At 49.0% G+C, this 14,465-nt stretch carries 9 protein-coding genes; all 9 read left to right on the top strand.

The annotated features are described in order from the left end of the window. The first annotated feature begins 437 nt into the window (after window positions 1-437). The 9 genes from ACTHMC_RS07795 (at window position 438) to ACTHMC_RS07755 (ending at window position 14,289) form a co-directional block, all read left to right on the top strand. Window positions 438-1,166, top strand: coding sequence for a hypothetical protein (locus ACTHMC_RS07795; protein WP_440412324.1), 729 nt, complete (start codon window positions 438-440; stop codon window positions 1,164-1,166). Window positions 1,167-1,256: 90 nt separating this feature from the next. Further along, on the top strand, window positions 1,257-1,859 hold the full coding sequence (locus tag ACTHMC_RS07790; RefSeq protein WP_440412322.1) for an RNA polymerase sigma-70 factor: 603 nt from the start codon (window positions 1,257-1,259) through the stop codon (window positions 1,857-1,859). Between the two features lie 69 nt (window positions 1,860-1,928). Beyond that, complete coding sequence (locus ACTHMC_RS07785; RefSeq protein ID WP_440412320.1) at window positions 1,929-3,158, top strand: FecR family protein; 1,230 nt, start codon at window positions 1,929-1,931, stop codon at window positions 3,156-3,158. A 277-nt stretch (window positions 3,159-3,435) separates the two neighbouring features. Continuing rightward, window positions 3,436-6,825: a SusC/RagA family TonB-linked outer membrane protein gene (locus tag ACTHMC_RS07780; RefSeq protein ID WP_440412318.1), complete on the top strand. Its 3,390-nt coding sequence runs from the start codon at window positions 3,436-3,438 to the stop codon at window positions 6,823-6,825. 10 nt (window positions 6,826-6,835) lie between these two features. Beyond that, window positions 6,836-8,344: a RagB/SusD family nutrient uptake outer membrane protein gene (locus ACTHMC_RS07775; protein ID WP_440412316.1), complete on the top strand. Its 1,509-nt coding sequence runs from the start codon at window positions 6,836-6,838 to the stop codon at window positions 8,342-8,344. Between the two features lie 11 nt (window positions 8,345-8,355). After that, the gene (locus tag ACTHMC_RS07770) at window positions 8,356-9,183 is read left to right on the top strand and encodes a DUF4843 domain-containing protein (protein ID WP_440412314.1); all 828 of its coding nucleotides are present in this window, start codon (window positions 8,356-8,358) and stop codon (window positions 9,181-9,183) included. Between the two features lie 21 nt (window positions 9,184-9,204). Continuing rightward, window positions 9,205-10,689 (top strand): PKD-like family lipoprotein, encoded by a 1,485-nt coding sequence (locus tag ACTHMC_RS07765; protein WP_440412312.1) that lies wholly within the window; start codon window positions 9,205-9,207, stop codon window positions 10,687-10,689. A gap of 196 nt (window positions 10,690-10,885) precedes the next feature. Further along, window positions 10,886-11,758: a redoxin domain-containing protein gene (locus ACTHMC_RS07760; RefSeq protein WP_440412310.1), complete on the top strand. Its 873-nt coding sequence runs from the start codon at window positions 10,886-10,888 to the stop codon at window positions 11,756-11,758. A gap of 8 nt (window positions 11,759-11,766) precedes the next feature. Further along, window positions 11,767-14,289 (top strand): zinc-dependent metalloprotease, encoded by a 2,523-nt coding sequence (locus ACTHMC_RS07755; protein WP_440412308.1) that lies wholly within the window; start codon window positions 11,767-11,769, stop codon window positions 14,287-14,289. The last annotated feature ends 176 nt before the right edge of the window (window positions 14,290-14,465 follow it).

The following is a 14,465-nucleotide window of genomic DNA, read 5'->3' as shown; positions in this document are numbered from 1 at the left end:
CATGACTTTAATTTGGCTTTGGAGGAACTACCAATCTCGCAGCCTTACCGGAGATTGGTAAAATAGAACACCTGTCATTCACCTGGGTAAAACAGTTAATGGTAGAACACCTGCTTCCTGTTAATTATATGAAATACCTGAAGCACTTATCCTTCAATACAATTCCTCATCTCACGGACCTTGACTGGCTCATTGATAAAAGTATTCAGACAAAAGTGGAAGGTTGCAGGAAATTCGGGAAGATATGATCTGAAAACAGAAATCGGTCATCCGCCTTGTTTATCTGCTGCCTGCTGGTTGACATAAGCGATATTCAGCAGCATTTATAACCCTAGATACATTTTTGTATTTATTTTCACCAAATTCCGGTGTTTCCATTTGCAAAAAAGGAAAGAGAAAGCTAGATTTAGCAGGGAATCTATAAACACCGGATGTATATGGGCGCACCTTTTACCGATATTACTTTATATGGACCAACTCGCTACCCGAGAGAAGATCCCAGGCATGCTGAAGAAACAGCCCTCGCGAATTATGTAAGTGACCTCTATGTCTGGAATATGAACGGCTATAAACCTGTCGGCGCTACCCGCATTTGCATTCAGCCAGCCTTTTATGGTATCTGGAAGGGACCTAATAAATTGGGCTCGGTAGTTTCGGTTGCAACAGAGTTCAATCATGATCAATACGAAGCGGCAGATAAAACAGGCCGTTATCACTATGTCCTTGAACTGATCCACAAAGTAATGTTGGAGCTCAGTGATGAATACAACTGGGATAAATCAGTTTTCGAAAATGCGTACAATAGTGTTATCCGGGAAAATTTCCGGTTTGCTGTGAATTACCCTGTAAAGCATTCAAAAGACAGAAAGAAAAAAGGATGCCTGAGAATTGAAAAAACAGAAACCATTGCCAGTCTTTTTGTTCATATCGAAACAGAAAACGGGAACATCGATATAAAAATATTCGACAAAAAGAATTTCCACTGGGATGATGCCACCTACCAGTTTGCAAAAAATCAAAAATGGTTTAATAATGATGCATTCGGATTCTCCTGGTCGAACGCAACTATAGTTGTATACTATTCAATAGAAATGGGCCAGCTCTTCTTTTTTGAATCCTGCCAGCCTGTTCAAACGATCAATTTCAGACGCCATATGCTCCTCTGAAAAATAAGTCCCGCCATATATTCCCAACTCTCTTTAATTTTAGCCCACCTTACGCCTTCTTATGGCCATCACTAAACCCATAGTAAAGTATTGGACAATAACGCGTTACAACGTGACAGACTTTTATTTCAGCGCATCGCCAACGGCGATGCTTCCGCATTTGAGGAGTTCTATGACGCGTATGCAGTAAAATCAGCCCTCTTCGTTTCCCGTTTTTTGCGCTCTGAATTATGGGCGGAAGAAATTGTTCAGGACAGTTTCCTGAAACTATGGTCTGTCCGCAACACCCTGACCAGCATTGATTACCCGGGCAGCTATCTCTTCCGGATGATCGCCAACCGCACCAAGGACCACCTTAAAAAACGAGGCTATGAAGTAAAGCTCCAGCAACACCTGGTGCACTTCCTGCAAAACGCCCATACCAATACCACCGAAGAACTGGTGGACTACCAGGCCGGAGAGAAACTCTTCCGCCAGGCCATTCAGCAACTACCTGCCCAACGCGCACTGATCTACAAACTGCGCCATGAAAAGGGTCTTACCTACGACGAAATTGCCAGCCAGCTGAACCTTTCCAAAAACACCGTTCGCAATCAGCTAAACCTTGCCCTGCAGCATATCCGGACCTATCTCCTCGATCATGGCGATATCACCGGTGTGCTGGCCATTATTATTTTTTCAAAATATTTTTAACCCCTTTGGTACTTCTGTTGCCGTCAGTCGTCAGTGATAGCAGTAGGTTGTGCAAACCATATAAAATCTATGGATACAGGTAATCAACATATCATCCAATTACTGGAGAAATACTCCAGCGGACAGGCGAATGCAGCTGAGATCGATCAGTTGCTTACACTTGTTCGTACAGGCATCCATGATGAAACCGTAGTTGCCTACATAGAAAACAACCTGGAAAATTTCACACCGGAAAACGAAGAAGATATAGCATTCTGGAAAAGCAGGCTGGATGGCGGTGCTGCACGGATCACCGGTTCATCAACGGAAGAAGGCAGATTAATTGAAATGCCTGTCACAAAACAAAAACCAGGCCTGCTCCGCAAATGGCGATGGGCAGCAGCTTCTGTGCTGTTACTGGCTCTGGCAGGTACTTATCTCTTCCTTTCAGAAAATAAAAAAGAAGAAACACATCCTCCCGTTTCCATCGCGGAAACCAAACATATTTCACCCGGGAAAAGCGGCGCCGTACTTACGCTGGCAGATGGCTCGCAACTGGTGCTCGACAGCCTGGGTAATGGCATTGTAGCCACCCAGGGAGGTACATCCGTAACCCTGAAGAGTGGGGGACTGGCCTATGATCCAACCGGAAAAACATACGGAGAGATCGGTTACAACACCATGACCACTCCCAAAGGGCGCCAGTTCCAGATCACTTTACCGGATGGGACCAGGGTATGGCTCAATGCAGCCAGCTCTCTCAGGTACCCCACCGCATTCACCGGAAACCAGCGCCTGGTGAGCGTTACAGGTGAAGCCTATTTTGAGGTGGCGCGTAATACCCATATGCCCTTCAAAGTGAATGTAAATGGAAAGGCAACAATAGAAGTGCTGGGCACGCAGTTCAACGTGAACGCTTACACCAATGAATCAGTTATCAGCACCACACTGCTGAACGGCAGTGTGAGAATATCAGAAAATGATCAGGCCGAAACGCTGAAACCCGGCCAGCAGGGCCGCATTCTGCAGAATAACAAAGCAACGAATACCGGTATCAAAGTGATCAATGGGGTTGATCTGACAAAGGTGATGGCGTGGAAGAATGGCCTGTTCAACTTTGAAGGAGCCAGCCTGGAAGAGATCATGAGACAGGTTGAACGTTGGTACGATATTGAAGTGATCTATGCGAAGAATGTTCCGGATGCAGAATTTGAAGGTAAACTAACGAGAGATGTTCCGCTTAGTGACCTGCTGGTGATGCTGGGGAAATCCGGAGTGCATTGCAAAATTGAAAACAGAACACTGACAGTGCTTCCCTGATAAACCTTACCATTTCACCTTGCCATTGAATCAATAACCGAAATAATGGATCGGTCTGAAAAACAAACCGGAAGTGATTGCGCCACCTCCGGTACTGTTCAGGCTGAGCCAAATGAGTGTGTATTATCCATTTTTTATCAACCAAAACTGTTCACAATTTATGCAAAAAACTGCTGATTGTGGCTTCCCGGTTGCCGGTTTCCGTCAACCGGCTTATACCCCTGCCCGGGCCCATAAGCGTAGAGGACGCCACAACCTCGCCAAAATTCTGCTGGTTATGAGATTGACCATCATTTTAATGACTCTCGGTTTGGTGAATGCATATGCGTCTGGAAAGGCGCAGAGTATCACACTCACAGGAAAAGAACAAACTCTCAGACAGGTGTTCGACAACATCGAGAAACAAACAGGGTTTGTTGTATTCAGTAAGAAAGGGACCCTCGCGGATGCAAAATCCGTCAGCTTCTCCGTGCAGAATATGCCCCTGCGCCATTTCCTGGATATTATCCTGAAAGACCAGCCACTCAGTTATGTGATCTCCGGAAAGACCATCCATCTTTCCAGAACGGCGATCAACATTATTCCTGAACCGCTTTCTGCATTGCTGGCAGCAGCTCCGCAACCAATCACCGGCCGTATCACAGACAGCACGGGCGCTCCGCTTGCAGGAGCCACCATCAGTATCCGTGGCAGCAAAAAAAATGTGACCACCGATGCTACAGGCCGCTTCACCATCCAGGCCGATGAAGGTGAAGTACTGGTGATCAGCTACGTTGGATTTGCTTCCCAAACCTACAAGGTAAAAGCCAATACCAAAGACATCGCTATCTCCCTCTCTCCGGCGGCTGCCGTGATCGAGAATGTGGTGGTGACCGGTATCTTCAATAAACCGAAAGAAAGTTATACAGGCGCCACCCGGGTGATCTCTGAAAAAGAGATCCGTGAATTCCAGGGCCGTAACATCTTTGTTACCCTCGGTAATATTGATCCCGCCTTCAATGTAGTAGCCAACAACGCCATCGGTTCAGATCCCAACAGGATACCGGAGATCCAGCTTCGCGGCACACGTAACCTGCCCAATATCGATCAGTTCCAGGCCAGCACTGATTATGGCGGACTGGCCGTACGCGATCAGCAGTTCCAGTACCAGGCCGCAGCCCTCAATGCACCGCTGGTGATCATGGACGGATTCCCCATCTCCCTGCAAAGAATGATGGACCTCAATACTAACGAGATACAGTCCGTTACCTTGCTGAAAGATGGCTCCGCCACTGCACTCTACGGCTCACAGGGCGCCAATGGTGTGATCGTTATCACCACCAAACAGCCCGCAGCAGGCAAGCTCAGGCTTACTTACAGGGGAGGCGTTAACGTCAGTCTTCCTGATCTCAGCAGCTACAACCTGCTGAACGCACGCGATAAACTCGCTCTGGAAAAAGCATCCGGTTACTACAGCAACAAAACAAAGACCGCCGCCATGAACCTGGCCATGGAAGCTTATTACAACGAACTGCTCGGCCTGGTGGAAAGCGGACAGAATACAGACTGGCTCCGCAAACCATTGCGCACGCAGCTCGATCAGAACCATTCCCTCCGCATGGAAGGCGGCGACAATACTTTCCGTTACGCACTGGAAGGTCAATACAACCGCATCAATGGTGTGATGAAAGGCTCCGGCCGCGAAACCGTGAATGGTACCGTTACCATTTCATACAGACTGAAAAATCTGAACTTCAGCAATAACCTGCGCATCGGTAATACCAAAGGCAATGAATCACCCTGGGGTTCGTTCGGGGATTACGCGAAGCTCAATCCCTACTGGAGCCCATACGATGCCAATGGCAATGTAGTACAGCGATTCAGGCCTTACCAGTATGACTACTGGGTACAGGGAGAGTACTCACAACCTTATGGCAACCCGATGTTCAATGCCACATTGAACACATTCAACAAGTCGGCATATACCAGTATCGTGAATAATTTCCAGATCGAATGGAAACCCATTAACCGGGTTACCCTTAATGGTGGTATCAGCATCAACAGCAATCAGAGCACAGGCGATGATTTCAAACCGGCTTCACATTCCGCTTTCTCTCAGTATGCAGCAGCAGACCTGTTCCGTAAAGGAAGTTATGTATTCAGCACTGGCAAGGATTTCAGCTATACCAGCCGTGTATCCGCCAACTATTACAACCTCTTTGCAGGTGTACATGGCCTCTCTGTTGGTGTGAGTGGTGAACTGAACGAAGCCAAAGTTACCAACTACAGTTTTGCTGCAGAGGGTTTCCCTGATGAAACAGTTGACTTCATTGGCCGCGCCATGCAATATGCGCAAAACAGCGCACCAGGCGGCAGTGAGAACACTGCCCGCAGGGTTGGCGTGGTGAGCACCGTAAACTACTCATATGACAACCGTTATTTTGCCGATGTCACCTATCGCATTGATGGGGCCTCACAATTCGGCACCAACAAACGGTATGCGCCATTCTACGCATTGGGTGCAGGCTGGAACCTGCATGAGGAACGCTTTCTGAGAGACCTGACTTATATCGACCGCCTGAGATTGCGCACCTCTTACGGCGTTACCGGCAACCAGGCTTTCTCTGCCTATCAACCGCTCGCCACCTACAATTACCTGGTGAAGGACCGTTACAAGAACTGGATCGGCGCCACGCAATCAACACTGGGCAATGCTGATCTTCAGTGGCAGGAAACCAATAAGCTCGACTTCGGTATTGAGGCCAGCTTCCTCAATGACCGCATCTACCTGATGGCAGATTATTATAAAGAGAACACCAACAACCTGCTCTCTTCCATCGAGCTGCCATATTCAAACGGGTTTACTGATTATGTGGAGAATATCGGTCGCCTTGAACAACGCGGCTGGGAACTCACGGCACGTGTGACCATCATCCGCAGGGATGCAAGCCGCCTGCTCTGGTCTGTGACTGGCAATATTGCGCATAACCAGGACAAGATCGCGCAGTTGTCGCAGGCAATGAAAGCGGCCAACGAAAAACTGGCGCTGCAATATGATTACACATCCAATGCTCCCAATAAGATCATACGCGAAGGCGCTTCCCAGAACACCATCTATGCAGTGCGTTCACTCGGTATCGACCCCAGTACAGGAAAAGAACTTTTCCTCAACAGGTTTGGCGAAGTGACATATTCATGGAAAGCGGCTGACCGTGTGAACGTGGGCTTGTCGCAACCAAAGTACCGCGGCAACTTCAGCACCCTGTTCCGTTATGCAGGGGTGACGATGAATGCCTCATTCGGTTACCGTTTTGGTGGACAGATCTATAACCAGACCCTCATCGAAAAAATTGAAAATGCCAACAGGTTCCTGAATGTGGATGCGCGCGTATTCACTGACCGCTGGCAGAAGCCCGGTGATATCACGGGTTTCCGTGGACTGAATGAAACATCGAAAGCAGAGCCTTCTTCCCGGTTTGTACAGAATGAGTCGACCCTTATCTGTCAGAACGTGAACATCAGCTACGATGTTACCAGCAGGGCATTCCTGCAAAGTCTGAACATGAAGAGCCTGCAGCTTACTTTCAATACAGGTGAGCTGTTCTATCTCTCCACTGTTCGCCAGGAACGCGGTCTTGATTTTCCATTCACAAGACAGTTCAGTTTCCAACTGTTTGCAACTTTTTAATTCCATTCAAATGAACAAGATCACCATTACGATACTGATTTGCTCCGTAGGCCTGCTGGCCGGTTGTAACAAATGGCTGGATGTAAAGCCTGAAGGGCAGAGCACCAAAGACCAGATGTTCCAGTCGCAGAAAGGCTTCCGCGATGCCCTCACCGGCGCCTACCTGGACCTTAAAAGCAATGATGCCTACGGTCATTCACTCACCTGGGGCACTATCGAATACATGTGCCGCAACTGGGAAGTGGCCGCCACCTCCAATACAACACTTATGAACCTCGTTGCCGCCAACTACACCGATGCAGGGGTAAGGGGCAGGTTGGATGTGATCTACGCGAAAGAATACAAGATCATCGCCGATGTGAACAGCATCCTCGAGAATATCGATAACAAGAAATCAATTTTCCAGGACAACAACTACGCGATGGTGAAAGGTGAAGCCCTGGCGCTGCGTGCTTTTGCGCACTTCGATGTACTCCGCCTGTTCGGACCGATGCCGGACAACCCCGGCAACAATCCAATACTTCCTTATGCGAAAGAAGTATCCAAGAATATCATCCCTCTTTCCAGTTATGATGATTTTGCGGCACAGGTGCTGGCTGATCTGGACCAGGCCGAAGCACTCATGAAGGATATCGATCCGATCACTAAATATTCACTGGCCCAACTGAATCCTGATGAATCATTACATCAGGAACCTGTTGTCAGTGATGATTACTATATGTACCGGCAACTTCGCTTCAACTACTATGCAGTACTGGCGCTTAAAGCACGCGTATACAACTGGCTCAGGCCAAGGGGAGACGCCAACCGCGTGAATGCCGCCAAATATGCACAGATGGTGATCGATGCAAAGGATCAGGCAGGTATTGCCACCTTCAGGTTAGGCGAACTGGCCGACTCACAGCTGGGAGATTATACCATGCCTTCCGAGCAGATCGCGGCACTAAGCATCTTCAACCTCAAAGAGGCCGCTGAAGCCAATTTCGGAGAATCCGGACAACTGGTGCGCTCAGATTTCGCCAGCCAGGACAACTACTATTATATCAACTTCCTGTTCCCTGTTTCAGAAAGGGCTGCGGATGCCAGGTGGGTAGGGATGTGGAGCTATAAGACCACTTCAGGCCAAACCAGTTTTGTGAAGTATAAGAAATTCATTCAGAAAGAAGTGAGGCCATTGCTGCAGTTACCACTGTTACGGTTAAGCGAAATGTACCTGATCCTTACGGAATGCGCTACCGTTAAGGAAGAAGCGGAGAATCACTACAGGTTCTATTGCAACAGGAAAGGTATTCCTTTTACAACAGGCTTCAGTACCAGCAGCTGGGAAGCGGACCGCAGGAATAAAATGATCAGGGAGTATTGCAGGGAATTCTATGCTGAAGGCCAGACCTTCTTCACCTACAAGCGTTACAATGTAACCACATTGCCTGCTACCTGGACCTACACTTACTATTCAGCAACATCCGCCAGGTATATAGCGCCCAGGCCTGATCGTGAACTCAATTTCAATAACAACTGATCTTCACAGCAATGAAAAAATATTTCTGCATAACATTCATCTTACTGGCAGTGATTGCAGGTTGTAAAAAATCTGACTACCTGTTATACAGCGACATTGCCAGGATCCAACAGGCGGACACCGCAGAAATGGTGTTCAGCTTCGTATACATCGATCCCGCAGTGACCAGGGACACCTTCTATATCCCGGTAAACACCATTGGCGGCATTACAGATAAAGACAGGGCGGTGAAGCTGGAACAGGTTACCGAATATGATTACACGTATGTACGTGACCCGATAACCAACCAGATCACAGATACCATCGCTACCGAGCGTCCGTTCCAAGCCATTGCCGGTCAGCATTACGTGGCGTTCAACGATCCTGCCATTGCAGCTCTCATGACAGTGAAAGCAGGTAACGCGCAGGACAGTCTTCCTGTGATCCTGCTGCGCGATCCCTCATTGAAAACAAATACCTGGCGTCTGCGCGTAAAACTCAGCGCAAACGATCAGTTTGCTATCGGAGAAAAACAGGCGGTGGAAAGGACCCTCATCTTCTCAGACAGGCTGGAGCGTTTCTTCTCCTGGCGTGTGGACGGTTATCAGGCAGCTGCCTTCAGCAGCTTCGGGAACTACAGCCAACGCAAGCACCAGTTTATGATCGACCTGCTGAAGATCCGGATCGATGAAACCTGGTACAAAGCCATTGAACAGGCCGGGGCGCAAAACCATTACAAGATCCTGTTCAGGGAAGCGCTGGCCGCTTTCAACGCAGACCCGGCCAATATCAGCTCTGGCAAGGCACCACTGCGCGAAACCGATTCACCCACCAGCCCGGTAATCACTTTCCCTAACTAATCTTTAAACACCGATACTACAATGAAAAGATTATATATCCTTGCTGCCGGCCTGCTCTCACTGCTGGCGGCTTGCAATAAAGATGACAGCGGTACCGGCAGGAACCTGGCAGCAGACGTAAAGGTCAGCGGCCTGCAGACCACTTATACCGTATACACCCGTCAGGACTGGCTTAAGATCCAGCCGGTTGTGGAAAACGAAGCACAATACGATTATTACTGGACGCTGTTCAACAATGCGTTCACCCCCAATCAGGGGCTGGTGAAAGCCGATACACTTGCACGCACCAAGAACCTGGACTATGAGGTATTGAAGAACCCCGGCAGTTATATCCTTGTATTCAATGTAAAGAACAAAGAAACCGGTGTAACGGCCCAGTTCAAATCAACAGCAATCATTTCCACACTCACCATGAACGGGTGGTACCTGCTGAAAGATAATGGAGGACAAACGGACCTCGATTTCATTTATCCCACAGGCCGTATCGATAACTGGATCAAATACCATAACGGCGCCAGTCTCAGCGGCAATGCCGTCAAAAATCTCTTTGTAGGCGGATTCAAGAACACCATCACTGCACCAGAACAGTACAGTACCATGATGGTATTGTCCGATAACGATGCAGGGATCTACCGCGTTGACAATGGCGCCATGGTGATGAACTTCGATAATATGTTCTTCTCCAAACCAGCGGTGCGTAAGCTCCAGGATGTGTTCCAGCCAACCGCCCTGAACCTGCTGCATGTCATCAACGATGGCAAGGCTTACACCATGGTCAAAGGAACCCTGTTCTCCAATATGCCGGCATTTGTGGGAGCAGTTAACTACACCAATATCGATTCAAAATCAGCGGTGGTTGCCATGAACCTGCTCTGGAACAAAAACAATAAAAGCATCTTCGGGATTGACAATGGCAATTTTGCAGAACTGAAGCCGCTGAAGGGCCGCGACAAGCTGCGGAATGTGAATGGAGACCTGGCATGGATGGCTGGTTATCCCAGCAACCGTGGCGTAGCCGTATTACTCTTCCGTAATCCGCAAGACTCAGGCTATCTCTATAAGATAGATGGTAAATACAGTCCCCTGGCTGGTTTCGGGTCAGACACCCTGATCCTGGCACAGGACACACTGAGCCCGCAGCATTCACTGATGCATGCAGACAGGATCGGAGGGAACTATGATGTGGACCTCATCTATTATTCCGTTGGAAGCAAAATCTACATGACCGATATCGCCTCCCAGACAGAGAACCTGCAGTTCACATTACCGGCCGGAGAAGTGGTGACAGCTATCCAGCATATCAAATACCCGGTACCCGTCAATACGGATCCGAATAAAGTCAACAAGATTGCTATCTGTACGTATAAGGATGGACGTTATAAAGTGTACCTGCATACCATCAGCTCTACAGGTACGCTGTCAGCTATCCCCGCCGATTTTGAAGGGGAGGGTCGCGTTACCTCCGTGATGTATATGGAACAGGGCAACGGCACCCGCGTATTCTAAATAAGTGTTCCCAAAAAGGATTTGTTATCGTTAATCGGGGAGCACTCGCTCGCCTCTGGCGAGTGAGGAATATTGGTTCGCCTCTGGCGAACGCTGAACTCGCCAGGGGCGAGCAAATAGAAGTCACTCGCGGGGACGCGAGCGACCGGGCACTGCGCAACTAAAATCAGGTAACCTATAAAACAAACAAGATCCAATGAGGAGTATTTTTTGGGCAACAGCAGCCTGTTGCATTGGTGCAACCAGTCTGCAGGCACAATCGAAGAGAACGGATTCAACCCTGCTCGCCAGGCAACAGCTGGAACTGAAACAAACCCTGGCCAACGCAGACAGAAAACTGGAAGAGCGCCAGAAATTGTACCTGGACGTGCAGAATAAGAAAGTGAAATACGATACCATTGGCCTGGCGCAGTATCGTTCTGAAATGGCGGAACTCAAGAAAGAACGCAGGTTGCAGGAGATCGCTTTCGTGAAAGCAAATCCCGGTTATCTCGTGAGCGTGGAAGCGCTGAAAGACGCAGTAGGCCATCTTCCCGATAATATCGAACAGTACCACAAACTGTTCAACGGATTGAAAAAATCTGTGCGCAACAGCAAGGAAGGCCTGGAACTCCGCAAATCCATCGATGCATTCATGGCAGTCCGCATCGGCGCCATTGCTCCGGATTTCACGCAGGCCGACACTTCCGGAACGGCTGTTCACCTGAAAGAGCTCCGTGGCAAATATGTACTGCTCGATTTCTGGGCCAGCTGGTGTTATCCCTGCCGCGAAGAGAATCCCAACCTGGTACGCGCATACAATCAGTTCAAGGATAAGAATTTCACTGTGCTGGGTATTTCCCTGGACCAGCCCGGCAAGCATGATGCCTGGACCAAAGCCATCCGCGAAGACGGTCTTACCTGGCTGCATGTATCAGATCTCAAATACTGGAAAAATGAAGTGGCATTGCTGTACAGCGTACGCTCCATTCCCCAGAACTTTCTGCTCGATCCCAATGGAAAGATCATTGCTGCAAACCTGAGAGGAGAGGAGTTACTCCGGAAATTACAAGAATTGCTTCCACATTAATTATTGTTATGTCAAAAATGAACATCCTTCCCATCATGCTGATGATGGGCCTGCCTTCTTTTGCCCTTGCGCAAAAAAAAGGCAACACAAAAACAACCGTTTCGCTCAAAGATTCTGTTCCCAAAGTAGAGGAGAAAAATCCGAATGTCCCCAAACGTTATGATGAAGTGATCACAAAAAAAGCCATCACCCGTTCAGGCATGTTCCGCATTCACCAGATCGATGAACAATACTTCTTCGAGATCCCAGACAGCCTGCTGAACCGTGATATCCTGGTGGTGAACCGCATCTCCAAAGCCCCGGCAGGCCTGCGTCCGCAGGTGAATGTATATGCCGGCGACCAGGTAGCGGAGAATGTGATCCGCTTTGAGAAAGGACCGGGCCACCGCATCTTCATGAAGCGGATGGTGTTTCGAGAAAAGTCCGCAGACAGCACCGGGAATGGCATGTACAGATCTGTGCTCAATTCAAGTCTGCAGCCAATAGTTGCCGCCTTCCCGGTAAAAGCACTGGGCAATAACAACGATTCTTATGTACTGGATGTAACATCGTTCATCCAGACAGAAAATGAGATCCTGCATTTCGGTCCGGATGCAAAAAAAGGACTGGCCCTGGGCGCTGTACAAAATGACAAATCCTATATTGTCAGCATCAACACTTTTCCCATCAACGTGGAAGTGAAGGTTGTCCGCACCTATATGCCTGCAGCAGCCGGATCTACCTTGCCTACTACATACGAGCTCAACAGCTCCCTGGTGCTGCTTCCCAAAGTACCGATGCAGCCACGTTATGCAGATGCAAGGGTTGGCTTTTTTTCTCGTGGCATCGTGGATTTTGATGCAGAGCCGCAACGTGTTTCCACCCGGTATTTCGCTACACGCTGGCGACTGGAGCCCAGACCCGAAGACCGCGAAAAATACCTTCGTGGAGAACTGGTGGAGCCACAGAACCCCATCGTTTATTATGTGGATCCGGCCACTCCAAAGAAATGGGTGCCCTACCTGATCGCAGGGGTGAACGACTGGCAGGTAGCCTTCGAACAGGCAGGTTTCAAAAATGCCATCAAAGCATTGCCTGCCCCCGGGAACGACAGTACCTGGAGTATCGATGATGCCAGGCACAACGTGATCGTATACAAACCCTCCGCCATCGCCAATGCCAGTGGCCCCCATGTACACGATCCGCGCAGCGGCGAGATCATAGAAACGCATATCAACTGGTACCACAATATCATGGCGCTGGTGCACGACTGGTACATGATCCAGGCAGGCGCCATCGATCCGCGCGCACGCACCATGCAATTTGATGACGAACTGATGGGGCAACTGATCCGTTTCGTATCTTCTCACGAGGTAGGACATACGCTCGGGCTCATGCATAACTACGGTTCCAGTTCCACTGTTCCTGTAGAAAAACTCCGCGATAAGAAATATGTGGAAGCGCACGGCCATACACCCAGCATCATGGACTATGCACGTTTCAACTATGTAGCGCAACCGGAAGACAATATCACGGAACGAGGCATCTTCCCGCGCATCGGAGCCTACGACAAATGGGCCATTCAGTGGGGCTATCGCTGGATGCCTCAGTTCAGCAGCGCAGATGCAGAAACGCCCTATCTCAACAAACTGATCATTGATAGTCTCAACAGCAACAAGCAACTTTATTTCGGCTACGAAATGGATGCTTACGATCCACGCTCACAAAGTGAAGACCTTGGTGATGATGCCGTGCTCGCCAGCACCTATGGCCTGAAGAACCTGCAAAGGATCCTGCCTCAACTGAGCAGCTGGACACGCAAGCCAAATGAAGGTTATGAAAGTCTGAGAGAGATCAGTGCACAGGTATACCGCCAGTACAGCCTGTACATGGCGCATGTGCTCAAAACAGTGGGCGGCGCTTACACCACACCCAAAAGCGTTGAACAACCTGGTCCCGTTTTTGAACCGGTGCCCTATGAAAAACAGAAGCGCGCCATGAAATTCCTGGAAGCCAATCTCTGGAATGTTCCTGCATGGCTTACGAGTGACAGCAGCTTCAAAGTAACAGGCTCTTCTCCTGAGCCCTATTTAAGTTCTGCACAGTTCAATGCACTCAGCCGCCTGCTCGGCTCCGGCACACTCAATAATTTCATCAGGGATGAGATCAGGTATAAAGACAGGAAAGTGTACACCTGTGCGGAATTCCTCAATGATATGAAGCGGGGCGTATGGACGGAGCTGTATTCCGGGAAAGGCATCGATATCAACCGGCGCAATCTGCAAAGGATTTATATCGATGTGGCCTTCACGGCTTTCCGGGCCGTGAATGAAATTGTGGGAAGGAACGCAGGCAATGGTGTACAGCTTTATGTAAATCCTGATCCTACCAGGAACGATGTGTCAGGCATGATGCGCAGGCACCTGCTGACGTTGAAGAAAGAGATCGCTGCCGCAGTTCCGCAGCAAACCGGATTGGCTAAGGATCACCTGGAAAATATCATCGCGCGGATAGACAAGGCGCTGAAAGAAGGGAATGAAATCCCGAAGTAACTAATACAGAATTTGTTTCCAGGGCTGGCACTTCACAGGCCAGCCCTTTTATTTCGCAGTGCCCGGTAGCTCGCGTCCCCGCGAACTGCCGGGCACACCATGAGTAAATATTAATTGCAACTAAAACTGAATGTTTAAATAAGGAGGTCATTAATATTAACGGTGATGGAGCTCAG

This window comes from Pseudobacter sp. (assembly GCF_051955275.1).
Lineage (GTDB): Bacteria > Bacteroidota > Bacteroidia > Chitinophagales > Chitinophagaceae > Pseudobacter.
Note: the sequence above shows the minus strand (reverse complement) of the source record. Positions and strands in the feature narration are given on the sequence as shown.

Coding starts and splice junctions, on each gene's coding strand:
- ACTHMC_RS07795 (WP_440412324.1), top strand. CDS start 438: ATGGGCGCACCTTTTACCGATATTACTTTATATGGACCAACTCGCTAC.
- ACTHMC_RS07780 (WP_440412318.1), top strand. CDS start 3,436: ATGAGATTGACCATCATTTTAATGACTCTCGGTTTGGTGAATGCATAT.
- ACTHMC_RS07785 (WP_440412320.1), top strand. CDS start 1,929: ATGGATACAGGTAATCAACATATCATCCAATTACTGGAGAAATACTCC.
- ACTHMC_RS07775 (WP_440412316.1), top strand. CDS start 6,836: ATGAACAAGATCACCATTACGATACTGATTTGCTCCGTAGGCCTGCTG.
- ACTHMC_RS07770 (WP_440412314.1), top strand. CDS start 8,356: ATGAAAAAATATTTCTGCATAACATTCATCTTACTGGCAGTGATTGCA.
- ACTHMC_RS07760 (WP_440412310.1), top strand. CDS start 10,886: ATGAGGAGTATTTTTTGGGCAACAGCAGCCTGTTGCATTGGTGCAACC.
- ACTHMC_RS07755 (WP_440412308.1), top strand. CDS start 11,767: ATGTCAAAAATGAACATCCTTCCCATCATGCTGATGATGGGCCTGCCT.
- ACTHMC_RS07765 (WP_440412312.1), top strand. CDS start 9,205: ATGAAAAGATTATATATCCTTGCTGCCGGCCTGCTCTCACTGCTGGCG.